The 24953-nt window shown below is 56.8% G+C and carries 25 protein-coding genes; 8 read left to right on the forward strand and 17 right to left on the reverse strand.

The window, feature by feature from the left end; translation table 11 throughout:
- Window positions 1-28 precede the first annotated feature (28 nt).
- The 7 genes from NITLEN_RS10495 to treZ form a co-directional block, all read right to left on the reverse strand.
- Entirely contained in the window at window positions 29-994 is a 966-nt protein-coding gene (locus NITLEN_RS10495) for a sugar phosphate nucleotidyltransferase (protein ID WP_181416785.1), read from the reverse strand.
- Between the two features lie 114 nt (window positions 995-1108).
- Window positions 1109-1378 (reverse strand): twin-arginine translocase TatA/TatE family subunit, encoded by a 270-nt coding sequence (locus NITLEN_RS10500; protein ID WP_121989567.1) that lies wholly within the window; start codon window positions 1376-1378, stop codon window positions 1109-1111.
- 63 nt (window positions 1379-1441) lie between these two features.
- Complete coding sequence (locus NITLEN_RS10505) at window positions 1442-1630, reverse strand: hypothetical protein (protein ID WP_121989568.1); 189 nt, start codon at window positions 1628-1630, stop codon at window positions 1442-1444.
- 97 nt (window positions 1631-1727) lie between these two features.
- The gene (locus NITLEN_RS10510; RefSeq protein ID WP_121989569.1) at window positions 1728-1958 is read right to left on the reverse strand and encodes a YtxH domain-containing protein; all 231 of its coding nucleotides are present in this window, start codon (window positions 1956-1958) and stop codon (window positions 1728-1730) included.
- A 193-nt stretch (window positions 1959-2151) separates the two neighbouring features.
- Entirely contained in the window at window positions 2152-2619 is a 468-nt protein-coding gene (locus tag NITLEN_RS10515; RefSeq protein WP_121989570.1) for a hypothetical protein, read from the reverse strand.
- A 712-nt stretch (window positions 2620-3331) separates the two neighbouring features.
- Window positions 3332-4246 carry a mechanosensitive ion channel family protein gene (locus NITLEN_RS10520; protein WP_121989571.1) on the reverse strand — a complete coding sequence of 305 codons (915 nt, stop codon included), beginning with the start codon at window positions 4244-4246 and terminating at the stop codon, window positions 3332-3334.
- A gap of 64 nt (window positions 4247-4310) precedes the next feature.
- Entirely contained in the window at window positions 4311-6194 is a 1884-nt protein-coding gene (gene treZ / locus NITLEN_RS10525; RefSeq protein ID WP_219999438.1) for a malto-oligosyltrehalose trehalohydrolase, read from the reverse strand.
- 148 nt (window positions 6195-6342) lie between these two features.
- On the opposite strand from treZ, the gene NITLEN_RS10530 reads away from it, so the two are divergent.
- Together NITLEN_RS10530 and glgX are read left to right on the forward strand one after the other, a co-directional pair.
- Window positions 6343-7245, forward strand: coding sequence for a mechanosensitive ion channel family protein (locus NITLEN_RS10530; RefSeq protein WP_121989572.1), 903 nt, complete (start codon window positions 6343-6345; stop codon window positions 7243-7245).
- Complete coding sequence (gene glgX, locus NITLEN_RS10535; protein WP_121989573.1) at window positions 7242-9377, forward strand: glycogen debranching protein GlgX; 2136 nt, start codon at window positions 7242-7244, stop codon at window positions 9375-9377. Before NITLEN_RS10530 ends, glgX begins: the two co-directional genes overlap by 4 nt.
- Window positions 9378-9547: 170 nt before the next feature.
- Here the strand turns inward: glgX and NITLEN_RS10540 are convergent, their stop codons facing one another.
- The 4 genes from NITLEN_RS10540 to NITLEN_RS10555 form a co-directional block, all read right to left on the reverse strand.
- Window positions 9548-10966, reverse strand: coding sequence for a sigma-54-dependent transcriptional regulator (locus tag NITLEN_RS10540; protein WP_121989574.1), 1419 nt, complete (start codon window positions 10964-10966; stop codon window positions 9548-9550).
- Between the two features lie 7 nt (window positions 10967-10973).
- On the reverse strand, window positions 10974-11747 hold the full coding sequence (locus tag NITLEN_RS10545) for a hypothetical protein (protein ID WP_121989575.1): 774 nt from the start codon (window positions 11745-11747) through the stop codon (window positions 10974-10976).
- Between the two features lie 8 nt (window positions 11748-11755).
- Entirely contained in the window at window positions 11756-13228 is a 1473-nt protein-coding gene (locus NITLEN_RS10550) for a sensor histidine kinase (protein ID WP_121989576.1), read from the reverse strand.
- A gap of 202 nt (window positions 13229-13430) precedes the next feature.
- The gene (locus NITLEN_RS10555; RefSeq protein ID WP_121989577.1) at window positions 13431-14261 is read right to left on the reverse strand and encodes a hypothetical protein; all 831 of its coding nucleotides are present in this window, start codon (window positions 14259-14261) and stop codon (window positions 13431-13433) included.
- 235 nt (window positions 14262-14496) lie between these two features.
- Here NITLEN_RS10555 and clpB point away from each other — a divergent pair, with 235 nt between their 5' ends.
- Window positions 14497-17097 carry an ATP-dependent chaperone ClpB gene (clpB, locus tag NITLEN_RS10560; RefSeq protein ID WP_121989578.1) on the forward strand — a complete coding sequence of 867 codons (2601 nt, stop codon included), beginning with the start codon at window positions 14497-14499 and terminating at the stop codon, window positions 17095-17097.
- A 25-nt stretch (window positions 17098-17122) separates the two neighbouring features.
- On the opposite strand, the gene NITLEN_RS10565 is transcribed toward clpB, so the two are convergent.
- The 3 genes from NITLEN_RS10565 to NITLEN_RS10575 are packed head-to-tail and all read right to left on the reverse strand — an operon-like array spanning window position 17123 to window position 19344.
- Entirely contained in the window at window positions 17123-17548 is a 426-nt protein-coding gene (locus NITLEN_RS10565; protein ID WP_121989579.1) for a hypothetical protein, read from the reverse strand.
- 44 nt (window positions 17549-17592) lie between these two features.
- Window positions 17593-17808, reverse strand: coding sequence for a hypothetical protein (locus tag NITLEN_RS10570; protein ID WP_146216162.1), 216 nt, complete (start codon window positions 17806-17808; stop codon window positions 17593-17595).
- Window positions 17809-17814: 6 nt separating this feature from the next.
- Window positions 17815-19344, reverse strand: coding sequence for a YifB family Mg chelatase-like AAA ATPase (locus NITLEN_RS10575; protein ID WP_121989581.1), 1530 nt, complete (start codon window positions 19342-19344; stop codon window positions 17815-17817).
- Between the two features lie 130 nt (window positions 19345-19474).
- Between NITLEN_RS10575 and NITLEN_RS10580 the strand changes: the two genes are divergently transcribed.
- The gene (locus NITLEN_RS10580; RefSeq protein ID WP_146216163.1) at window positions 19475-20116 is read left to right on the forward strand and encodes a hypothetical protein; all 642 of its coding nucleotides are present in this window, start codon (window positions 19475-19477) and stop codon (window positions 20114-20116) included.
- Window positions 20117-20168: 52 nt separating this feature from the next.
- Window positions 20169-20405: an Lrp/AsnC family transcriptional regulator gene (locus tag NITLEN_RS10585; RefSeq protein WP_181416786.1), complete on the forward strand. Its 237-nt coding sequence runs from the start codon at window positions 20169-20171 to the stop codon at window positions 20403-20405.
- A gap of 60 nt (window positions 20406-20465) precedes the next feature.
- Here NITLEN_RS10585 and NITLEN_RS10590 read toward each other — a convergent pair whose 3' ends face one another.
- Window positions 20466-21455: a Gfo/Idh/MocA family protein gene (locus NITLEN_RS10590; protein WP_181416787.1), complete on the reverse strand. Its 990-nt coding sequence runs from the start codon at window positions 21453-21455 to the stop codon at window positions 20466-20468.
- Window positions 21456-21618: 163 nt separating this feature from the next.
- Here NITLEN_RS10590 and NITLEN_RS10595 point away from each other — a divergent pair, with 163 nt between their 5' ends.
- Both NITLEN_RS10595 and NITLEN_RS10600 read left to right on the forward strand, forming a co-directional pair.
- Entirely contained in the window at window positions 21619-22419 is an 801-nt protein-coding gene (locus tag NITLEN_RS10595) for a dienelactone hydrolase family protein (protein WP_181416788.1), read from the forward strand.
- Window positions 22420-22482: 63 nt separating this feature from the next.
- Window positions 22483-23370, forward strand: coding sequence for a hypothetical protein (locus tag NITLEN_RS10600; protein WP_121989586.1), 888 nt, complete (start codon window positions 22483-22485; stop codon window positions 23368-23370).
- Between the two features lie 20 nt (window positions 23371-23390).
- Here NITLEN_RS10600 and NITLEN_RS10605 read toward each other — a convergent pair whose 3' ends face one another.
- Window positions 23391-23792, reverse strand: a complete 402-nt coding sequence (locus NITLEN_RS10605; protein ID WP_121989587.1) for a DUF423 domain-containing protein — start codon at window positions 23790-23792, stop codon at window positions 23391-23393.
- Window positions 23793-23967: 175 nt separating this feature from the next.
- On the opposite strand from NITLEN_RS10605, the gene NITLEN_RS10610 reads away from it, so the two are divergent.
- Window positions 23968-24423 carry a hypothetical protein gene (locus NITLEN_RS10610; protein WP_146216164.1) on the forward strand — a complete coding sequence of 152 codons (456 nt, stop codon included), beginning with the start codon at window positions 23968-23970 and terminating at the stop codon, window positions 24421-24423.
- 81 nt (window positions 24424-24504) lie between these two features.
- On the opposite strand, the gene NITLEN_RS10615 is transcribed toward NITLEN_RS10610, so the two are convergent.
- The gene (locus tag NITLEN_RS10615; protein WP_121989589.1) at window positions 24505-24891 is read right to left on the reverse strand and encodes a type II toxin-antitoxin system VapC family toxin; all 387 of its coding nucleotides are present in this window, start codon (window positions 24889-24891) and stop codon (window positions 24505-24507) included.
- Window positions 24892-24953 lie beyond the last annotated feature (62 nt).

Here is a 24953-nt window from a genome sequence, read left to right on the forward strand (position 1 = left end):
CAAATCCATTGTTGTGCGGTGCCGACCCTTATGCAACCCCCGTCAATTCCGCGGAGAACACCGGAACCTTTCCGATCCCGCGCAAACTCTCGGTGATCCTCTCCGCCCGGCCCCAGTCATTCCAGGCCACATCTCTCACTTCAAAGGCGGCCACATGCGAGGGCGCTCGTTCCAGCACATCCGATGAGAAATTGCGCACCGGCATGCGCTCATACAGCCGGCCCAGGACTTGAAGCTCGCGCGACGTTCCAATGGCCGGTTGAAAGGTTTCAAACAATCGCATCATCGACGGCAGGGTTTTCTCCCCCAACTTCCAGAGCATATCCACCTTTGCCACGATGATCATCGTGTTCCACAAGACCTCTTCTCCAAGGGATCCGGCGGTCCGGGGATCCGGTTTCTCCAGAAATTGGTCCACCGTCCACACCGAATGGGGTCCATAATCAGCGACCCGTTGATCCAGCTTTATATGGCCATACTCAAACTCTTTGGCGTCCGGCCTGATCCCGAGAAGCATCAGCCGGTCGTCCATGAGGTCGGCAGCCAACGCCGCATGACGGACCGCGTCGATAAAGACGCCTTCAGGGTAGATGAAATGATCGGAAGGATAGATGACCACCGTCGCGTCGGGATCCATGGCCCGCACATAGGTGAGGGGTAAATAGATCCCGGCCGCTGTATCGCGATTGGCCGGCTGAAGAACGAGTTTGCCGCCGCGCGAGTCCAACTGCCTGACCGCCTCTGCCTCATGATGCGCGCCCACGACCGTCACCCGTTGTTCAGGCGCGGCCAGGCAGTCGGCGCGATCCACCGTATGTTGCAACATGGATCGCGTTCCGGTGAAGGTACAGTACTGTTTAGGTTTTTCTTCACCCAGCCACTGCTTGATGACTGGTGCCAATCGTTTTCCTTCTCCTCCTGCCAGTACAATCGACCAGAGCGGAGAAGCCGTGCGCGTGTTCCCTTGCATCGATTTCGTGTATGTCTGCATCATAAGGGACGCCTCCTTTCTTAATGGCACCGGTCGCGGCAATGCCCCGGTTAAGGGCACGGGCGGCCATGGCATGAACAATACGGGCGGGATCGGGATCCTCCTTTTCAGCCGACGTCAGGTGTGTGGAGGCTGCAGGCCGTTCCCAGGTGGTTCGGCCGGAGCGTCGATAGTCGTTTGAGAGGCCGCTTCTGACCTCGGAGGGATCGTGGGTTGCGGTGCCGTCGGCTCAGCGGCTATCTCGTCTGCCTCATGGACGGACTTCTTAAACCCCTTAATGGCCTTTCCAACTCCTTCACCCAGCTGCGGCAGCTTCCCCGCCCCGAAGATAATCAGAACGATAAAGAGGATGAGGACTAATTCCATGATGCCGAATGAACCGAACATGCATCCTCCTCTCCGCACAGTCGTACGTATCGGGACGGCTCGGCACTCATCGCACCTTCGGCCCTACACCACGGCCAGACGTTCCCAGCCTCGCCGATCTCTGGTCTTCCCCCGGTAGGGCCCCTCCGGATGATTGCGCCGATGGGCAAGCACCACGGCATCGACCACTTCTCCGCAATTCACGCAACGCCATCCCTGAAACACCACCGTTCCCGTGTCATCACGAAGATCGCAAAACGAATCGCGGATCATACATCCATTGCATCGTTGGCATGACATCATTCACTCCCTTCGCTTGATTCACGTTGCCTGTGTTCCAACACATTCACGCCCGCGTATCTGCCCTCATCTAGGCGGAGACCAGGCGTCGTCCACGCTCGACCATGGACTCGACCGCCCCCTTGGTATCCTCCGCAAGAACGCCGACTCGCTCTTTCACATCTTCAGTCAGGTTCCCTAGTCGGCGACGCGTCCTGGCACCTGATTGAGGAGCGAACAATAATCCGGCCACTCCGCCGGCCAACACACCCGTGATAAATGTAAATCCGACTGTCTTTATCCCGTTACCATTGACGGTCATAGATCACCGTTCCTTTCTGGATTCCGTTATAGAACTCCCGTTTCTCTCACCACATTCAGCCGAGCACTTCCGCCTGAAGACTCTACCGCTTCATGGATTGAAGGCGATGAGTGCTCTGCCTGACTACTGGGCCAACACCGCCCCAGACGACCCGGCTGCGGGATGACCGGCTTCGCGATTCCGTGCAACACCTTCATCTTGCCTCCTTTGGGCTATTCGCCGCCGCACATCCGACAGCCAGAGCCCCACTTGCGTGCAGACGGACACCAAAACCCTTCACATTCTTAAAGTGATCGGCCACCGGGCAGAGCCAAACAACCGTCGCTTCCGTTGCTTCCAAAGTGCCCGATCCCGGAGTGCCTAATTGAGTCGGTTGAATCGAGATGGTCGTTCCGACGGGAAGCAGCATCCGCGATTCGACAAAGAGAAATTCGTCGTTCGTCCTCTTTGTGGTTCCCTCGCAACAGGTGCCGTCAGGCAACCACACACTGATGGTTTGCTGACTCGGCCCACCGCTGACGTCATCACCAACAACACTTAAGCAGATCGCATCTCCCAACTTCGCACTGCATGGCTCGCTATGAGCGGCATCGACCTTCACGCCCGGTCCTCGCCCCTGCCCCCTAGAGACACGCCCCGCTTCGGACTTGAGTAATCTCATGGCAGCCTCCCTCTCCACTCCGGAATCATCGCATCGTGACCATTCATTCAAATGTGACCGATGAGTCACTTTACCGCTTTACCAATTTCCAGTCAAGAACTATTTTCACTCGTTCTTCACGCATCCCTATCGCTCTGCGCACCTGCCTGCGGCGCGTCAAGCAGCTGAATTCTTACTGCCCGATTCCCGCACAGCTCCGGTGCAAGACAAGACTGCGTCTGGCGGCTCACATCACAGCCTCGGCAGCGCGCAGCGACCGTCACGCTTTCTTGCTCTTCAAGCTAGCTAAACCCTGCTTGCCGCAATGAACTCAATCAGGTCCTTCGTCTGAACGTGATAGATCGAGATCGCCACGCATGTGCGCGGCGCCACCGAGAAGCATTCTTATGTAATGATTGGAGGCGACAGAGAAATGATGCGCCGGCTCGTCATCAGGACGCCGTACTGACGCAGAGTGCAGCCAGATGAACGGGGCTCGCAGCCCGCCCCCGGCCCCGTAGAAGCCGATCTACGCCTATTGGCCCCCACGTATCCAGCACAGCACTACTTGGCCAAGCAAAGCAGGATAGTTCCCACCACGGAGTCAATTGGCAGAACCTGAGTGTAGCTTGTAGCTATAGGATGGAAACCAATACAGCACACAGAGCCGCAATGCCGTGACCGCCACCTCGTTCAACTATTCAGCTCAAGCCGAGAATGCCGGCAGGCTTCATTAATTAGATGCTGCGTTCGATTGATGCAGTTCCGCGACGTATAACGGCGGCGGCGTCCCCTTCTTGGGCTCACCCCAGTAAATCGTCTGATGCGGGAATGGGATCTCAATCCCCTTGGCGTCAAAGGTATTTTTGATTCGCCGGTTCATCTCTCGACCGATGCTCCATTGTTTCAGAGGCTCGGTCTTAATGCGGCACTTAATAATCACGGCAGAATCCGCAAATTGATCCACGCCCAACATTTCCATCGGCTCCAGAACGTCGTTCGTAAACCGGGGATCTCGACGCAGCTCTTCGGCAATCTCCAGCAAAACGGCCATCACCTCATCCACATTTTCTCGGTAGGCGACCCCGACGCTGAACAGAGCGAAGGAGTAGTCTTTCGTCATGTTTTTCACTTTATCGATGACGCCATTGGGAACGACATAGACCGTGCCGGACAAGTCGCGGAGCTTGATGGTGCGCAGTTCGATTTCTTCGACAAGCCCTGTCACTCCTGCCACCTCAACCACATCTCCCACTCGAACGGAGTTTTCCAAAAGAATAAAAAACCCTGAGATCAGGTCTTTCACAAGACTTTGCGCTCCAAAACCAATGGCCAATCCACCAAGACCGGCAGCCGCCAGCAACGGTTTCAAGTCCACCCCGATTTCGGACAAGATCATCATCCCCCCGACGGCAATAATGATGATCCGCACGACATCCCTGACAATATGCGTCAACGTGCGCGCGCGCTTGATTTGGGACGGACCGGGGAGCGCCCCTTCATACACAGAACGGAATCTCGCCATGCCCCGCTTCAGTAGCGTCAACAAAAAGAACATGGCGACTGCGATCAAGAGCACGCGTAAACCCGAAGTGGAGGCCCATTCGAGTAGCCGATCAAACAATTGCGTTATATGGGATGGCTGCATACCACACCTCCACTGGTTCAGGTCCGACCCGGTGCGCCACCGCTCGCCGGCTTCCTTGGTCTTGTCAGATAGACTTCTTGGGTTGTACCAAAGCGTATACGGCTGCGTTATACGCGGGAATGATCAGCGTGCTTCCCTGGGGAGCGATGACGAGCTCTTGCGGCATTCCCTCTGCTCCAGTTCCACCGAACTCTATCGCTCCGGAATCCAGTCCGAGTTGCCAGCTCCCCACCGGCCTAGAGAGTGTCAGCTTGGTTGGGGAAGGATTGAATCCAAACAGCAACAACGCCGCATCGCCGCTATCGGACCATCTATGTAGGATCAATACGTGTTCTTGTTCCAAGGCCCACACGGAATGGTGTATCCGAGTTCCCTCACCGGCACCCAGGATTGGAAGCGTTTTCCTGAAGTAGGTAAGCGCGCGGGTCCAGCGAAGCAGTCCGGCCTGCCCTTCATTGAGCCGCTCCCGATTCAACCGGCTTCGCTCGAAGGTCGCTGGGTCCTGCGGATCAGGAATGTCTTCTGCCTTCCATTCAAAATGAGCGAACTCGTCCCGCCGCCCCTGCCTGACAGCGTCGACCAAGCCGGGATCGCCGTGCTCGATGAAATATTGGAAGGGCGCTGTTTCCCCATATTCTTCGCCCATGAATAACAGCGGAATTTGGGGTGAGAGCAGGACCAGCGCACGCGCCACCTTCAGCGCCCCCATGGGAAGGTGCGTGGTCAACCGGTCTCCGACCGCACGATTCCCAACCTGATCGTGATTTTGGGAATAGATCACCAGCTGAGACGGACGGCTCTGTTGCGACGAAGACCCGTGCCGGCGTCGCCGATGCGCAGAATACCGTCCGCTGTACACAAACCCATCGCGAACCGCCGTGCCGAGGTCCTTTAGACCGTGGAAGTCCTCATAATAGCCTCGCCGCTCTCCGCGCAACGTCACTCGCAGCGCATGATGAAAGTCATCGTTCCACTGCCCGTCAAGACCGTATCCGCCCAACGCGGGCGGGTCGATGATCCGTGTATCATTCAAATCGCTTTCGGCAATGACCACAACGTGGCGGTTGAGCGTGGCCGCCTGATGCTGTACCGACATCGCCAGTTCTTTCAAAATATGCGTTGCGCTGAAATCGTAGATCCCGTGAATTGCGTCCAGCCGCAAGGCATCGATGTGATATTCGGTAATCCAGTAGAGGGCATTGCTGACGATATAGTGACGGACCTCGTCGCTGTCCGGGCCATCGTAATTGATCGCCGAACCCCACGGCGTCTTGTACCGGTCGGTAAAATAGGGACCGTACTCGCCGAGATAGTTTCCTTCGGGGCCGAGATGGTTGTACACCACGTCGAGCATGACGGCGAGCCCTAGAGCATGACAGGCATCCACCAGGCGCTTCAGCCCTTCTGGCCCGCCGTAAGTGTTCTGCGGAGCAAACGGGTACACCCCGTCATACCCCCAGTTCCGCCCCCCTGGAAACTGCGCCACCGGCATCAATTCAATGACCGTCACACCGACAGTCTCTTTCAGATAGAGCAGCTGCGGAATAATGGCATCGAATGTTCCTTCCCGCGTAAAGGTTCCCGCATGCAATTCATAGATGATCATGTCTTTCAGCCGCAGGCCTTGCCAGGCCGTATCCGTCCACACGAACGAGCGCGGATCGATGACCGCTGAAGGACCATGCACTCCCTCCGGCTGAAATCGTGACGCAGGATCCGGCCGCGCGTTCTTCCCGTCCAAGAGATACCGATACCGCGCCCCTGGCCCGATTCCCTCGACCATGGCTTCGAAATATCCCCCTTCTGTGGATTGCATCGGGAAGGAAGATCGGTCCTGATCGGCCATTTCGACAGCCACCGCATGGGCCTTCGGCGCCCACACTCGAAAGTGTACGCGGTCTGTTCCAACAAGCCTGGCGCCGAAATCCAACTGCCATGTGTCTGCCACTGGAGCCTCCGAATCATCTCTGAATCATGACGATGTGATTTCACATTACTGGGCAGCCGGTTCTTACACAAGACGAATACGGGGGGAAATTTCTCCTTGCATACGGTTTGGGGGCACCGTAAGAACTGAATGAATAGGACGGAGTCTCATGAGCGCGCTGCCTCAACCGTGGGTGATTTGGACGAACGACCTTGATGATCGCCTGATTTATACCGTCGTCCTGCTCATCGTGTTCGTCGCGGCGGTTCGCCTCGGCGAATGGGCCGCGGAGCGCACCGTGTCGGATGAGCACTGGCGCTATCTCATTCGAAAGCTGATCCGATACAGCGCCGTCAGCATATTCCTGGTGACGATTCTGGGGATTTGGGCTCAACGGCTACAAGGTCTGCTGCTCGTGCTTGGCGCGACGGGAGCGGGACTGGCGATCGCACTGGCTCCGCTCATTGTCAGCATGGCCGGATGGGCGCTGATCATTTCGTCGAATCTCTATAAGGTCGGCGATCGCATACAACTGGGCGGGGTCATCGGAGACGTCATCGATATGGGCATTTTGAAAACGTCGCTCTTGGAAATCGGCAATTGGGTCTCGGCCGATCAACTCACTGGGCGTGTGGTCAACATCACGAATGCCGCCGTGTTCAAAGATCCTGTCTTCAATTACACGCAAGGTTCTCCGTATATATGGGATGAATTTACTGTGCCGATCTCGTACGGCCCCAAGTGGGAACGAGCCGAGCCGACGATCCTGGAAGCAATCTCCGATTACACGCGAGACACGGCAGGCCCGGCGAAAATGGCTATGCAACAGTTGCCCGGGGCCTCATTCGTTGGCGACCTCGACACCGATAGTCATGTGTACATCTCGCTGACGGAACACTGGGTGGCCTGCACCCTGCGTTATGTCGTACAGGCGCGCGCACGGCGAACGGTCAAACATCACATGCAGATCCAGGTGCTACAATCACTGGCACAGGCTGGGATTGCAATCGCGTCTCCGGCCTTAACGGTGGTGAAATACCCGGCTGAACGAAACTGGAAGGATCCACAATGAGAACTTGGCCAGGACGACCGTATCCCCTGGGCGCGACCTGGGATGGCGAGGGAGTCAATTTTGCGATTTTCTCCGAGAACGCCACCGCGGTCGAACTCTGCCTGTTCGATGGACCCGATTCCCCACAAGAATCGATTCGGATCCGATTGGAAGAGCGGACCGACCAAGTTTGGCATGTCTATATTCCCGGACTCTGGCCCGGACACCATTACGGTTATCGGGTGCATGGCCCCTATGCCCCGGAAGCGGGACATCGATTCAATCCCAATAAGCTCTTGATTGATCCCTATGCAAAATCCATCGCCGGCACGATCCAGTGGTCGGATGCCATGTTCGGCTATAGCATCGGCGACCCGAAAGCCGACCTGTCATTCGACACCAGGGACAATGCCGCCAATATTCCCAAATGCGTCGTGATCGACCAGGCCTTTACCTGGGGCGACGACCGTCTGCCGAAGACCCCCTGGGACAAAACAATCATCTACGAAGCGCACGTCAAGGGATTCACCGCGAGACACCCGGATGTCCCCGAGCATATGCGCGGCACCTACTCCGGGATGACGACTCCCGCCGTCATCGACCATCTCGTGAACCTCGGTATTACCGCGGTCGAGCTGATGCCGATCCAGCATTTCGTTCGCGACAAACACCTGCTCGACCTGGGGCTCACCAACTATTGGGGCTATAACACCATTGGATTCTTCGCGCCGGATATTCGATACGCCACCTCTCCTGTGCGCGGACGACACGTGCGCGAATTCAAAACCATGGTGAAGACGCTGCATAGTGCAGGAATCGAAGTGATTCTCGACGTGGTGTACAACCATACGGCAGAGGGCAACCACTTGGGGCCGACCTTATCCTTTCGCGGAGTGGACAATAGCGCCTATTACCGCCTGAGCTCGGCGGAGCCCCGGTACTACAGGGACTACTCGGGGTGCGGCAATACGCTCAATGTGACCCACCCACGTACGCTTCAACTGATCATGGACAGTCTGCGTTACTGGGTCACGGAGATGCACGTGGACGGATTCCGCTTCGATCTCGCATCCGCGCTCGCACGAGAACTGCACGCCGTCGACCGGCTGAGTGCGTTTTTCGATATCCTCCATCAAGACCCGCTCCTGTCACAGGTGAAGTTGATTGCCGAGCCCTGGGACGTGGGTGAAGGCGGCTATCAAGTCGGCAATTTCCCGGTCGGCTGGGCCGAGTGGAACGGCAAATACCGAGACACGATCCGCCGGTACGTCAAGGGTGACGGAGGCCAGGTCGCGGAAGTCGCCTACCGGCTCACCGGCAGCAGCGATCTCTACAGCATGAGCGGCCGGCGACCGTATGCCAGTGTCAATTTCATCACGGCTCACGATGGATTCACCCTCCAAGACCTGGTGTCATATAACAACAAACACAATGACGCCAACGGCGAAATGAACCGCGACGGCACAGACGACAATGCAAGCTGGAACTGCGGCGTCGAAGGCCCGACAGAGGATCCGGCCGTCCTCGCGTTGCGCGAGCGCTTGAAGCGCAATTTCATGACGTTGTTGTTTTTCTCGCAAGGCGTGCCGATGCTCTGCGGAGGCGACGAACTCGGCCGCACTCAGATGGGAAACAATAATGCCTACTGCCAGGACAATGAAATCAGCTGGTACGACTGGAACCTGACCAAAGCTCAGCGCGATCTGTTTGACTTTATCCGAGGCCTGATCGGATTCCGCAAGCGCCACCCCGTTCTCAGAAGAAGGCGGTTTTTCCAGGGGCGGCACATACGAGGATCTGAAGTAAAAGACATTTCCTGGTTCAAGCCAGACGGCAAGGAGATGACCGACGAAGACTGGTATGCCGGGTATACAAAATCCTTAGCGCTCCGGCTGGCCGGAGACGCCATCGGAGAAACCGATGAAAAGGGACGCGCCATTATCGACGATACGCTCTTGATTCTTCTCAATGCCCATCATGAGCCGCTATCCTTCACACTTCCGGCTCACAAGCGGGGCGTTCGATGGCAGCCGATCCTCGATACCTCAGTGGCAGCGGGAACGGAGAAGGAGGTCGTGATCCTCAAGGGAGGCGAGCGATACGAGCTCGAAGCCAGGTCCATCGCGGTGCTCCAACTCAGCGAGACGCCGTGAACATCTCACTCGCCACGAGACGAACCCCTGGACGGCGTTACAGCCCCTTCCCCCTATCCTCACCGGTGTCACGGCACTTTGTTGCGCCGTGACTGACTCACAAGCCGCGCACCCGGTTGCAATATAACCAACCGGCACGAATCCTCATTTCCCCTGCCGACGAGAATGCCTTATCGATCGGCTTCCATCAGAGTCGACTCATCTTCCATTTCTTCGATATCAGCCTCGATCTTCCCCTTCGTGGTCGAGGGGTGCAATCCATATTTCCGCAACATTTTATAGAAGTCCGCCCGATACCGGCCGGCGAACTGGGCCGCGCGGGAGATGTTCCCGCCGGTCAATTGGAGGACATTCTTCAGATACGTCCGCTCGAACTCTTCCTTCGCCTCTGTCAGTGGTTTCAGCGGCGTATCGGGAGACACCCCGACGGACGGCAGGAGATCCGGCGTAATCATATCCTGGCGGGTCATCACCACCGCTTTCTCAATCGCGTTTTCCAATTCACGCACATTTCCCGGCCAGGGATTCACCATCAACCGGTGCAGCGCCGTCGGTGTAAAGCCACGGACATCTTTATTCGCCCGCTGGTTACTGATTTTCAGGAAATGCTGCGCGAGCAATGGAATATCGTCGCGACGGTCGCGCAACGGCGGAATAAAAAGCGGCACCACGGAAATCCGGTAATACAGATCGTTGCGGAAGCTGCCGTTCTTGACCGCCTCGCCGAGATCTTTGTTCGTCGCAGCAATGATGCGCACGTCAATTTTGGTCGAGAGCTCAGATCCGACTTCGCGGACCTCCCGCTCTTGAACCGCGCGGAGAAGCTTCACCTGCATCGAGAGCGGCATTTCACCGATCTCATCCAGGAAAATCGTCCCGCCGTTGGCGCTCTGAAAGAGTCCTTTTTTAGCGCCGTGCGCGCTGGTAAAGGCTCCGCGCACATGCCCAAAGAGTTCGCTTTCGAATAACGCTTCAGGAATGGCGGCGCAATTTAACGCGACAAAAGGCCCTTTGCTTCGGCGGCTGTTGGTGTGCGCCACCCGGGCCATCACTTCTTTCCCAGTACCGGTTTCGCCAAAGAGCAGAATCGTGGCATCGGAATCCGCCACTTGGGCGATCTGCTGAAAGAGCCGCTGCATGGCCGGACTCCGCGCGACGACGTTTTCAAGTCCGTAGAGCTCTTTGACCAAAGACTTGAGCCGTTGAATTTCCTTGCTCATGCGCTGTTGCGACAGAGCCTTTTCGATCGTGGCTTTTAGCTCTTTGTCGTCGAATGGTTTCGTCAGATATCCGAAGGCTCCGCGCTGCATCGCTTCGACGGCATTTGGAATGCTGCCGTGCGCGGTCAGAATAATCACCGGCAACTGCGGATGAATCCGCAGCAGTTCCTCCGTCACATCCAGACCGTCTTCCCCGTGCAGTCGCAAGTCCGTCACGGCTAGATCGAACATCTTCTTTTTCGCCTCCACCAGAGCTTCGTGCCCGGTGGTGCATGAGGTCACGGCAAATCCCTCTGCGGAGAGTCGCATCTTCAATAGATGCAACAATCCTTCATCGTCATCGACTACTAAGATTTGTTCCTTGTCCATAGGCTCCTTACTGCGCAGGTGCGGGTTCTGTCGCGGGGACAGGCGCATTCGCTGATGGCGGACGAATCGGTCGAACCTTCTCGCGCATCTCCTGATCGATCCGCTTCAGCGCCTCCAACTGGCTAGAAAGTTCTTCGATCTTCTTATCCCGTTCTATGACTTGTTTCTGAAATGTTTGAACTGAGCCTTGCTCGGATGCCGTTTTCAGGCCGTCCTTGTCCTTCTTCGATGTCAATATCTCGATCTTTCGCTCCTGGTCGGCAATCTGCCGTTGCAGCGCCTCAATCGCTTGCGCATCGGCCTCCTTCATCCCACGAAGTTGCTGCATAATCACTTCACGGTCAAGCAAGTCCCGCACCAGGCGGTCTGTCGCATGATTTAATGAGCTATTCGCATCAGCCACGGCAGGAGCCGTCAACACCGCCTGCACCCACGATGGATCCTTAGAGCCATTCGAATCCTGCAGCAATTTCAGCCACGCTTTACTGGAGGCCGCTAACTGGCTCTTGGGTGCAACGGCGAGAACCTTTCCAAAATATTTTTCAGCAACTTCGCGGCTTTCGTACAGTCCTAAGAGGCCCCGAGTAAAATAGGCGTGGTCGCACGAAGTCGTTTCGTTGCATTTCTGCACGATGGCATCTTGCTTCTTTGCAAGTGTCTGATAGAGCTTAGATTCTGCTGAATCAACGTGGAAAAATGGTTGATTCAGCGGCAATGGCGAAGTCCAGCTCGCACATCCGCTGACCACAATAGGAATAATCCACAATACGGCACTCTTCATAGTCACCCTCAGCTTGTCCCGCCTGGTTTGGTCAACCGTAGGATAAACCGTACAGTCGTCCCCTTTCCAGCCTCCCCTTCAATCCAGATCCGCCCACTATGGGCTTCCACAATTTTCTTTGCCAGCGCCAATCCCAGTCCGCTCCCTGCCGAGGCATTCTTGGCCTTATTTCGTCCTTGATAAAATCGCTCAAAAATATGAGGCAGATCTTCCGAATCGATACCCGGCCCGGCATCAGAGACTGATATTTCCAAGACCCCCGCCTTGGCATCCTGTGCCATGTGCAATTTGACGATGCCTCCTTCGGGGCTGAATTTCAAGGCGTTGGACAAGAGATTATCGAACACTTGTTCGATGCGCAACGCATCCGCTTTCACCCACAACCGCTCTTTCGGATGCTCCGTCAGAAGCTGAACGTGTTTGGAATCAGCCAAGAGACGGACCTTATTGACTGAAATATCCGCAATTCTATTCAGATCGATCGGAACAATTCTATACTCCATCATCCCGGCTTCCATCTTGGAAAGATCGAGAATCGTCGAGATGAGGTGAATCAGCCGTCGACTGCTGTCGGCCATGATCCGAAGCGTAGTCCGCTGCTCTTGAACGAGCGGTCCTGGAATTTCATCGAGAAGCAGATGAGTCCCTTCCTGAATCGAGGCCATCGGCGTGCGTAATTCGTGGGACACGTGGGCGAGAAATTCAGACTTCATGTCGTCCAGCTCTTGGAGCTTCCCCCCCATCCAGTTGACGGTGTCCACCAGATCGCGAAGCTCTGAAGGGGCAGTAATCTCCAAGGGTGTCCCGAATTTTCCTTGCCCGATCAGCTTGATATGTCCCTGTAGTTGACCAAGCGGCCGTAGAATACTGTAACTGGCAATTCCTGCGAGTCCAATCCCGAAGACCAAGGCCACCAGCACTAACTGCTCTGTCACGGCTTCCGCCCGCGCTGCGCTGGCGCGTGATTCGCTGACGCCCACACTCACGCGAGCTTCATGCACGTCGATATAACTTTGAATCGTCGCAGACATTCGATCCATGATGGCATCTCGACGATTCTCGTATCCTACCGCATGCCCGCCGACTTGATCGGCGGGATGCTCGAATTCGTCATGAAAAAGCACCAGGCGTTCCTGTAGCAGCCGTCCGGCCTCTTGCAGCAACGTGATGGCATGAGGAGTAATTTCTTGATCGCGGAGGTGCTGAAGGTTTCGCTGAAATTCTTCAACCTCTTCATTATAGTTCGTCAGAAACGCCGTATCCTTCGTGGCAAGATACTTTTTCTCACTGTTCAGTTGCGCAAACAACGATTCCTGCAATCGCTTGGCAGCCTCCACTGCGGGATAGTGAAACGACGCCATTTCTGTACTGAGCGCCGTGAGTTGGCGAAGCTGGAATAAGGCATAGAGATTCACCCCTGCCATAACGACAATAATCACAAGGCAGGTAAGAACCAACCGCCAAAAGATGGAGAGTCTCATGATTTGGGAAGCCTTCGCCCTATGAGCTGGAGTTGGTCAAAGACCAAGCGTAGGTAAAACCATACACAATTTCACCCTCTACCACAACTCTTGCCGTACTCTATTGCGTGAATTCGAGAATATTTTATGACAGGTCTCGCTCGCGCACAGTCTACTCAGAGAGTCTGCGCCAGCTCTACACCGGCAGTCGCCATTCACCTATCTACCGCCCGTCGTCAAATCGACGGGCGAACGCACGTTGTCGGTGAGATGAGCCATGCAGTAATGCAAAGAGATGGCCGCGAAACAAAAGGATGCTCATGGCCACAGGAGGAGTCAGCAGAATCGCCAGGATCCAGTAGGCGTCGGACGGAAGCCCCAGATAACTGAACCACCCGCCGAGCACGGTGAACGGGAGAATCAATAGTTGGAAAAAGTCGAGCCCGGCTCCCCGGCCAAGACGACTCGATAAGCGAACAAATTGCTCAAGCCCGGACGGCGAGATCACCACCGGAAGGATCAAGAGTCCAAACGGCAAGAACCATTCGATCCAATTTTCCAGGACAAACTCGTAGCAGGTTTTCAGTACGTCCAGCGGAGAGTCCTGCCGCACCTGATAAATCACCTCCGGTGCCGGATTCAGCAAAATGAAAAGAAGCAGGAGCACTGCCGACGAGAGAAATTGGCCATAGGGATTGGCTTGAGTCCCCAAGTCGAGCGCCATGATGGGGAGCCATAAGACAAACCCCACCCCGATGACCTCCCAAAAGTAGGCGCCCAGACTTTCCTGAATGTCGTGCAATTGAAGGGAGCGGGCGCCGTTCAGCGAGCGCTCGATCAACGAAAGTGTCGCACCCACCAACAAGGCATTGAGGGCTCCCAGAATAAAACCGCCGACGATCCCTAACGTGCCGGCCACCTGCGACACCACGACGAATAGCAGCGCAAACCCCACCAACGCGAGCATGGCGATCCAACTATGACGAAGCGACCGCCCCGTAGACCGAATCGCTTGCCGGTACAATTCAAATAACGAAGACACCTGGCTGGACATCGATAACTCTTAGCGCCTCATCCTACTATCGTTCGTACGGACAGACTGGCGGTGTCGGCTCATCAACGATTGAACAGCCACAAAACCACCTCAGTTCGCACCATAATCCTGAACGACCGGCTGGTCAAGAACTGTCCGGAGAAGAGAGATTCTCTCCTCCGTCGCTTGACACATGCCGCCCGATGATTATTAATCGATCATCAGCAACTCGTCCATCTGTCGAGGAGGGATTTCCGTGGACATGAACACCATGACGATGAAACTCCAAGAGGCGTTGCAAACAGCCTCATCCCATGCCATGCGCCGTAACCATCAGGGCATCGACGTCGAGCATTTGTTGCTCGCACTGCTCGACCAGGGAGGCGGAACCACATCAGCATTACTAGAACAAACCGGCGTGGCGCTTCCCGCCGTTCGCCAGGCCATCGAGCAAGCACTCGGAAAACTGCCTCAGGTACAGGGTGCGAGCGGCGGACCTGGACAGGTGCATGTCACCAATCGCCTGAGCCAGGTGCTCAGCAAAGCCGAAGATGAAAAAACCGCACTGAAGGATGACTATCTCAGCGTCGAACACGCCCTGCTCGCCATGGCCCAAGAAGGCGGCATTTTCAAAAAACTGGGCATCACGCGGGATCGCCTGCTCTCCGGGTTGCAGCAGGTGCGAGGCAATCAACGGGTCACCACGCAAGACCCTGAAAACACCTATCAATCACTCGAAAAATATGGCCGCGATCTGACCCGGGCAGCGGGCCAGGGAAAACTCGATCCGGTGATCGGACGAGACGACGAAATTCGCCGAGTGATTCAGATCCTTTCCCGGCGTACCAAGAACAATCCCGTCCTGATTGGCGAACCCGGCGTGGGCAAGACCGCCATCGTCGAAGGGTTGGCCATCAGAATTATCAAGGGAGATGTCCCGGAAGGGCTAAAACAGAAACGAGTGATCACCCTGGATATGGGGGCCCTGGTCGCCGGCGCAAAGTTTCGCGGTGAATTCGAAGAGCGGCTCAAAGCCGTCCTCAAGGAGATCCAATCTTCGCAGGGACAGATATTGTTGTTCATCGACGAATTGCACACCGTCGTCGGAGCCGGCGCTGCCGAAGGTTCGATGGATGCGGCAAACTTGCTCAAACCCATGCTCGCGCGCGGCGAACTGCACCTCATCGGCGCCACCACACTCGATGAATACCGCAAATATATCGAAAAAGACGCCGCGCTCGAACGGCGGTTCCAGACCGTCCTCGTCGATCAACCGTCGGTCGAGGATACGATTTCAATCCTACGCGGCCTGAAGGAACGCTACGAAGTGCACCACGGCGTGCGCATTAAAGACAGCGCGCTGGTGGCCGCCGCAAAGTTGTCGAACCGGTATATCGCCGATCGCTTCCTGCCCGATAAAGCCATCGATTTGGTCGATGAAGCGGCTGCGCGACTACGGACGGAGATCGATAGTCTGCCGGCTGAACTGGATGAAGTCTCCCGCAAAGTGCTCCAACTGGAGATCGAGCGTGAAGCGCTCCGGAAAGAAAAGGATCAGGCGAGCGCCGCTCGATTGACCACGCTCGAAGCAGAACTTGCCGAAAAACAAAGCACCGTTCAAACGCTCAAGACCCAGTGGGATTCAGAAAAAGCCTCTGTAGGACGGCTTCGCAAAACCAGAGAAGCGATTGAAGAAGTGAAATTGAAAATTGAACAGGCAGAACGGGCCTACGACCTCAATCGAGTAGCGGAGCTCCGCTACGGAGACCTCCCCCGCCTGGAGCGAGAACTCTCCATCGAACAAACCTCCTTGGGGAAGAAGCAGGATCAAAACCGGCTGCTCAAGGAAGAAGTCGATGAAGACGAGATCGCCGCTGTCGTGAGTCGATGGACCGGGATCCCTGTCTCGCGTTTAATGGAAGGCGAATCCGATAAACTGCTCAAGCTCGAAGATCTCTTGCATCAACGGGTCATCGGGCAGGATGAAGGCGTGCGCGCCGTGGCCGACGCCGTGCTGCGGGCACGATCCGGCATCAAAGATCCCAACCGGCCGATCGGATCGTTCCTCTTTCTCGGTCCGACCGGAGTGGGAAAAACAGAATTGGCGCGCGCCCTGGCGAACGTGCTGTTCGATGATGAAAGCAATCTCATTCGCATCGACATGTCGGAGTATATGGAGAAACATACCGTCGCCCGCCTGATCGGAGCCCCTCCTGGATACGTGGGCTTCGAGGAAGGCGGTCAACTGACCGAAGCGGTGCGCCGGCACCCATTCTCCGTCGTCCTCTTCGATGAAATCGAAAAAGCGCACCACGATGTCTTCAATGTGTTTTTACAAATCCTGGATGATGGCCGGTTAACCGACTCCCAAGGCCGGACGGTCGACTTTAAAAATACGGTGCTGATCATGACGTCGAATATCGGCAGCCCACAAATCCTAGAGGCACAACAGCGCGGTGCTTCCTATGAAGAGATGCGATCGGTCGTCATGGCAGAACTCCGTCAGCATTTCCGTCCGGAGTTTCTCAATCGCGTGGACGAAACCGTCGTCTTCCATCCCTTGGCCACTGAACAACTGGTGAAGATTGTGGAGATTCAGCTGGAGCGGTTGCGGGCGCGACTCGCGGAGCGGCGCATTCAGCTGGCCATTACCCCGGCGGCGCTCACCTATCTGGGGGAGCGCGGCTACGATCCGATCTACGGCGCGCGGCCGCTCAAACGGCTCATTCAGCAGGAGCTGGAAACGCCCCTCGCGAGACTCTTAGTGAAGGGAGAATTGCGCGACGGTGAGACCGCGTCGATCGATCGAGACAAGAATGCCCTGGTGATTGTCCCGACAGTGGCGGCGGAAGGCTGATCGATGCATAGCGGTCGGACTTGCACTACCCAAGTCTGACCGCACCGCCTTTCACATCCTGTGTCGTGCCGCTGGCTCGAAGCTTATCGATTTTCCATTCCTTTGAAGACACCTCCAGGAGGTGGCCCTTCATTGTAGGAAAGTCACCCTTCGAGAACACCACCACGTTCGGCGCTTTCACGTCGAACTGGAGCAACACCTTCCCCGAGGCCGATTCTTTTAACGTGACCGTCTTGGGCGCTTTGGTCACATCATAGGCCCGGCGCTCGTTGAACATGATGGTGCTGTCGACCAACTTCACCAGCATTTTCCCCGTCTGGTCGAACAGCGCGAAATTCAGCAGGATGGATCCGGTCGACGGATGTTGCGCGACTTGGATGAGCGGCACGCCCTCGACTTCAATCGTGCCATCGGTATTGCGATAGAGATTCGATCCGACTTCAAGATCCATGATTCCCCTCGTGTGACCAACCGTCAGTAAAAAAACCGCACGTGTTATGACTTCTTGATGCGATCGAGAATTAACGCGATGCAGCCGCCGAGCAGCCCCCCGCCGATAATGGTCGTCAGCAGTTCCGCCAGCTTGAGCGTCCAGACCGATCCCTGAGCCTGCATGACATCACGGATGCCGCCTTGCAGCATCAGCACCGAGAGTGCCATCGTCGCCCCAACGATGAACCACCAGAGAAACACTTTCATTGTCGTCAACACGGCCCGTCACACCTCAATCGCTCGATCAAGCGCCCGATACTGAATAGCTTCTGCGACATGGACGGTCTCAATCTTATCAGAGTCCGCTAAATCAGCAATGGTCCTCGCCACACGCAAAATCCGTCCATGGGCGCGGGCTGACAGATTCAGCCTCGCCATCGCCTGCTCCAGCAGTTCTTGAGGTCCGACCGCGAGCCCACAATACCGCTTCACGAGTCTGGGCTTCAACTGGGCATTTGTGTAGATGCCGTCGTCACGATAGCGCACCTGCTGCCGCCCGCGCGCGGCCAGCACGCGCGCGCGAATCGCGGCCGAGCTTTCCGTCGGAGGCTGTTCATGGCGCAACTCGCGAATCGGCACCGGCGGCACCTCCAGGTGCAGATCCAACCGGTCAAGCAAAGGACCAGAGAGCTTGGCGCGATAGCGGCGGATCTGCGGCACCGTACAGACACAAGGCCTCGCTCGATCACCATAGTATCCACAAGGACAGGGATTCATAGCCGCGATCAGCATGAAGCGGGCCGGATAGCGTATCGTGCCGCTGGCCCTCGTGAGCGTCACATGCCCGTCTTCAAGCGGTTGCCGCAATCCTTCCAGCACGGGCCGCTTGAACTCCGGCGATTCGTCCAGAAAGAGCACGCCGTTGTGTGCGAGCGACACCTCGCCCGGTTTCGGCACGGCCCCGCCTCCCACCAATCCGGCATCCGAAATACTATGATGTGGGGCTCGAAACGGCCGGACCATGAGTAGCGGACGGTCCGGCGGCAGCTGTCCCGCCACACTGTGGACTCTGGTGGTTTCAATCGCTTCATCCAGCTCCATGATCGGGAGAATCGACGGGAGTCGACGCGCGAGCATCGTCTTTCCGGATCCCGGCGGCCCCACCATCAGGAGATTGTGGCCGCCGGCCGCAGCCACTTCCAATGCTCGTTTCGCAAAATCTTGTCCCCGGACATCCGCATAATCTTCATCGTCCGCCGGACGTAACGACTCGAGATGGTTGAGATTCGACAAGCAGGCAGTGAGCCCCTGGCTCCCTTTCAGGAACTCGACGGCTTCTGGCAGGGTATGGAGTGGATAGGCGTTGACTCCTTCAACAAGCGCCGCTTCAGGTCCATTCGCGGCAGGGAGGAGAAGATCGTAGCCTTTGCGACAGGCCAGTCCAAAGGATAGTGCGCCGGTGATGGGCTTGATTCGTCCGTCGAGCGAGAGCTCGCCCAACAAGACCCGCCGGTCTAGTGCCTCCGGCGGAATCACCTCTTCCGCGACGAGGATCCCGATGGCAATGGCCAAGTCGAGCCCGGATCCTTCTTTCTTGATGCCTGCGGGAGCGAGATTGACCGTAATACGTTTGGCGGGAAAATGAAACCCTGTGTTCTTCAGAGCAGCACGGACACGATCACGGCTTTCACGCACGGTCGCATCCGGCAATCCCACCACTGAGAATTGCGGAAGCCCTCCGGAAATGTCGACTTCGACGTCGACAAGATGAGCATCCAGCCCCACGAGTGCAGCACTCGCGACCTTGGCCAGCATGGAACGTCACACCTTTCTGTGCCCGACGAACGCGGGATTATAGAAACTCCTCAATAGTGTTGCAAGCGAATGATCGAACGTGCGTCGTAGCCGGTAGCTGCCCTTCCCGTAAGACTGTATAATGCCCGCCATGCGTCTCTCTCTTCGATGCCTCTCGCCCGCACTGCAACCGTCCATATACTTCGTCACTGCATTCCTGACCGTCCTCATTTTCGGCGGACTCGTTGCAATCATTGAAGCGGCGCCCGCATCGGCAGATCCGGCAGAAAACCCGGCGCTGACCCTAACCGCACGATCCGCCAAAACCGCCTCGCCTCACATCGGTTCTGCGATGGCCGTGCTCGCCACCCTGCAAGACGCAGAGGTCTTGCCGCCCGAAGGCACGCCTGAAGCGAACCACATCATCCGGTTCGTGATTCAATTTCAATCGGTCTTCACAAAAAGCGACGACGTCGCGGTTCAGGAATTCGCCAGACAGGCACTGGCTGAGCAATATGGCAACCAAGCTCCAGACAACGTCAACAACCTCCGGACGACCGGTTGGACAGCAGACCTATTGGAACGGCTCTCCGATGAAGAGGCGCGACACACGTCTGAAGACCTGCGCGTCCTCGCTCCTGGATTCGCCTCGTTCAATCTGTCGGTCGAGGAATTTCATCGGTTCATGCAGTTGGTACGGGACGCCCGGCTGGCCTTTCAGGCCCGCGGGCTTGAGTTCAGCACGATATTTTCATCACGCAGAAAGGAGATGCCTGGAGCTGGATCCAGTTAGTGTCCGATGAAGTGGTGGGGATGAATTCATGCAGCACACGAAGGAGGAAGTCATGGCAACACGTGCGTACATCCTGATTAAGGTCAAGGCAGGCAAGACCAAGGACGTCGTCCAGGCACTCAAAAAACTGAGTGGAGTCGAGCAGGCCCATTCCTGCTTCGGTCGCCCGGATATTTTCGTCTTCATCAACGTCCAAGACGAGCGGACCCTCTCCGACGTCGTCATTACCAAAGTGCACGCGATTGAAGGGGTCGAAGAAACCGATACCCATATCGTAGCGGACGCCTAACAACGAGACGAGCGCGAGACAGACGGGATGGATGGACAGCCGCACGCCGAATGAGAACGCTTATGCCCGTAGAGGCAGAGTCATGCTCGCGCCATCCGCCTCGGCGGAGCGATAGCAGGCTTCCGCAATCTCGACGGCGCGACATCCGTCTTCCCCGGTAATCGGCATGGCAGTGTGTTGCTGCAGCGCACGCAAAAACTCTCGTAGCGTGGAGAGGACGGTCTGACTCAGGGCGACCGGCCACTCTTCGCTGCGGGAGGCGCTGTCTGTATACCGAACGTGCCGGTTCGTCCAATCGGCCAGAATCCGGCCTTCTGATCCAATCCATTCGGCTCGCCCTACCCGCCCTGCCTCCACACGCGCGACATCAATGCTGCACGGCATCCCGCTCCTCGTTCGGAGATCGACCTTCGCGACGGTCTCCGGGTGAGCCGGCGGCAACTGATTCAAGACACAGCTCGCCGATTCAATTTCTTCCCCGGTGAGCATGCGAACCAGATCCAGCAGGTGCACGCCAAACTCCAGGAGCGCTCCCCTCCGGCCATATCCATCGGCATGGTCCGCGCTCCGCCCTTTCGTCTCAATGTGGCTCGTCAGGACCAGCTGTTGAGGACGGCCGATTCGTGCACGGGACGCGAGTACCGATTGAACCGCCGCATCAAATCGCAGGGTATGCGCGGTCATCAACGGAACGTTTGCCCGTGCAGCCGCATCGACCATCACACAAGCATCATGGTACGTCGTTGCCAGGGGTTTTTCGATGAGCACCGGCTTCCGTGCCGCAACAGCGGCCAGACATAGTTCTTTATGAAGTATCGGTGGAACGACGAGCACGATTGCATCGACCAGTGGATCCGCGATCAGCTCCTCAGGCCGCCCATACATTCTGACGGCCTCGCTCCCGGGAACGCCCAGACCCTGTTCCGGATGTTGCCGGCAGACCGCGCGCAATCGGGCATCGGGAATATCCTGGATCAGATGGCGGGCATAGCGAATGCCATGGCGACCGGCACCAATGAGTCCCAGACCGATTTCCGACCGTCCCGCCATCCCCACTCCTCTCATATGCACTGTAGACAGGAAGCCCTTGCCGGTCAATGAGTTCGCGACGCAACACTCCGTTGACATTCCCGCAAACGGTTCCCTATAGTCGAACCCCAGGTTCGATGCGGATCAGCATTCGGAAATGCGGGTAGGGAAAGGGTTGAGCACCATGACCACGACACATTCGGCACCGTTTACGTTAGATCAAATTGGAACAGGCATCGCCAGATTCCCGAGCGGCGTGCCGATCCCGACCCATAGCGATGCCATGGTGGATCCCTACATCAAAACGCGCATGCCGAAAGAAGTGCAGGTTGAAACCATCTTGTTTTGGCCTCAGGACAAAGCGCTCTACCCAAGTCTCGTTCTGCTCCACGACCGCTGGGGTTTGACCGGGCAGATCAAAGACCTCGGCGCTCGTCTGGCCTGCGAAGGGTACGTGGTAATCATCCCCAATCTCTATGGACGGATCGGCGGCATGGTCACGGCCAATGATGAGGTCGGCGAGGCGCTGATGGCCAAGATGGACGAGACTCTGGCGCTTCGGGATATCAACTCCTGCTGCGAATATCTCAATACCAAAGATTTTACCAAGCGGAATATTCACGGGGTCGTCGGCTATGGGCTGGGAGCCTCGCTGGCGCTCCGCTTTGCCGCTCAGCGGAAGCGGTTGCGCACGACCGTCGCCTATTATGGAAAGATGTTTCAGCCGCGGGAGCTGATGAAAGAGGTGATCTCACCGATTCTCTACCATCAAGCCGGGCAGGACACCTGGGCCACCGCAGACGATGCCGAGCAATTGCGCGCCGCCGCCGCTGAATATGGGAAAAAGGTCGAGATCGCGACCTACCCGGATGCGCCGCATGCCTTCTGCAATGAAATGAAGACCAACTCGTATCGTGCGGATATCACCGCCACAGCGTGGGAACGATCGGCCGTCTTCCTCAAGTCCTGCTTTCAAGGAACCTAGCGAGCATCTCAACAACCCTCGCATTCATCCCTATCCTGGTGACCTATGAGTCGATATCTGAACATGGCAGGGGTTTTCATCGGTCTGCTCCTGTTCGTTGATTCCGGCCATGCCGCAGAATCCATCTCCGGACCGGCTGACCTGCATCCGTTAGTCCACGCTCACTCCGAAACGCTTGGGGCCCTGTCGGACAATGCGATGGCCGTCTCTCTTTTTACAACGAAAGTCGGACCCGCACTGGGCCTCCAAGATGTTGCGAGTACACTCGCCGCAAAAAATATCCCCACTAAAATTGCCAAAGAACTGGGTGTTCAAGAACTGACCGCTTCGGCTCAACGCCTCATTGCCAGCTTGGCTGCTTGGCAGGCGGCCGACCGCCTCGCGCAATCATTGGGTGATTCCGCGACTCCCATCGCAGCTCCTCCGGCAACGTTGGTGACTTGGATCCAGACGGCAGCGTCCGAGCCCTCATTTGCTCCCATGGCAAAGGAATTAACGCAACTGGCTGAGGCGAAGCCGGATACCGCCGTAGCCGATCGCCTGCCCCTCGCCCTCTCAGCAGGACGGCTGGCCCTCAACGCACAACAGCGGGCGCTTGCGGAATGGTGGCAACTCAAAACCTGGAAAGATCGGGTACGCACCGTGCGGGGACGCAACAAGCTGTGCGGAACCTGGCAATGGATTATTCACAATCACCAGCAGCACCATCAAGAACAGAAGCTCGCCTTGCTCTTTCCCCCTCCGGGGACTGAATATCCGCTGCCCCCCGGGCTGGTCGAAACCGTCGTGCTCGGAGAGAACGTCTATCTTCGGTGGGAAAGCAACGGCCAGGTCCAGGAAGACAGCCTTCAATTTACCAAAGAAGGGAAAGGCCTAGAAGGCTCCTTCGTCAACTCGCAAGGCGGATGGGGATCGATTAGCGGAAAGCGAACCAGCGACTGCAAACCCTAACCCGGTTGCCTGGTACGTGCTCAATCTTGCCCGGGCATCTTTTCACGCCAGACAGACCAGCCCAAGAGACTCCACCCCAGAATAAAAGCCACTCCTCCAATCGGGGTCAGGGCGCCTAACCAGCGAATGCCCAGCAACGAGACTCCGTAGAGACTCCCACAAAACAAGAGGATTCCTGCTGCGAAACACCAGCCAGCGCGCAATACCCGAAGGCAACCAAAGACCTGCCCGGCTAATCCAGCGGCGATCATGCCCAAGGCGTGGTACATCTGATAGCGTGCTGCGGTCTCAAACACCGCCAGCATCGGCGGATCCAATATCTGTTTCAACATGTGGGCGCCGAACGCCCCCGCCGCCACGGCCAGTGCCGCCAACAGGCTTCCGATTCCGATGAGCGTTTGATAGGATCTTCGTGACTGCATTGAGTCCTCGCGGTATTGTAGCGCTGCAATGAAGCTCTACTTGAACGCATTCTAGCAGACTGCCGGATGTCGTCACATGCCGATTGAATGCCCCCGATGTCTTCAGATGAACCCTGACTCGTCGCTCTCGTGCGATTGCGGGTACGACCTCACGGCGCTCATCCGGCGTCGCTTGATGTCTCGCACAGACCAGCCGCCTCCCTCAAGCAACCGGTCTTTTGAAAGTCCGCTGACTCATTGGCATTTCTCGATCGGGGTGGCCATCGTCGGCCTTCTCTTGATCGCCGGGGAAGGCATCCGCCTCAAACTCGATCTCGGTTCCCGCGCAACCTCGCGGCTTATCATCGACAGCGTCCTGATCGGACTCACTGATTTGGCCGGAGCCTTGGGGGTCGGAGCGCTGGCGTGGATGGTGGTGTGGGTGCTGCTTTCATATGACGAAGGCCGTTACCGCCCCTGTCCCAAACGCACGACGTTAGGAGCCACGATCACCGCCGCCGCCCTCATTTTCCTTGGCCGTCTGACGCCTCCGGACATCGCCAGCTACTACTTCACTCAGATGCTGGTGTATCTCGCAATTGTCATCCCAGCATACTTCGCCGGTTCGCGCCATTGGCTAGGAAAGTGGTAACCGTCAGCGGTCCTGAATATACCTATACCAAGATCCGCACAACACAGCATCCAGCTGCCCAGCCATCCAGAAACACCTCTCTTACCACTGAGTTCTAACCGGATATTGCGCAATCAGAGGATCGGGAGTGAGCAGCAAACAGTCGTGTTCAATAGCCTGGCAAATCAACAGCCGGTCGAATGGGTCCCGATGCAACGCAGGCAGCTTATGAAGATGCAGCACAGCCGGTTCATCGAGCGGCAGTGTCACGATCCCATGCTGCTCCCGTTGCTCCACTAGAAACCGCTCGATTGGGCCTGGCAAAGGCAACTTGCCCAGCGCATGCTTCACCGACAGCTCCCAGACCGACACCGCACTGAGCAACACATCATTGGCAGGGTCTACAAACAACGCTCTCGCCCTGAGAGAGAGTTCGTTTGAACCTGAGATGATCCACAAGAACGTGCACGTATCGAGCAGACATTTCATCCGCGCAAACTTTCAAAGGCCTGAAGCACGTCATCTGGCAGAGGTTCAAAGAATGACCGAGG

The organism is Nitrospira lenta, from assembly GCF_900403705.1.
Lineage (GTDB): Bacteria > Nitrospirota > Nitrospiria > Nitrospirales > Nitrospiraceae > Nitrospira_D > Nitrospira_D lenta.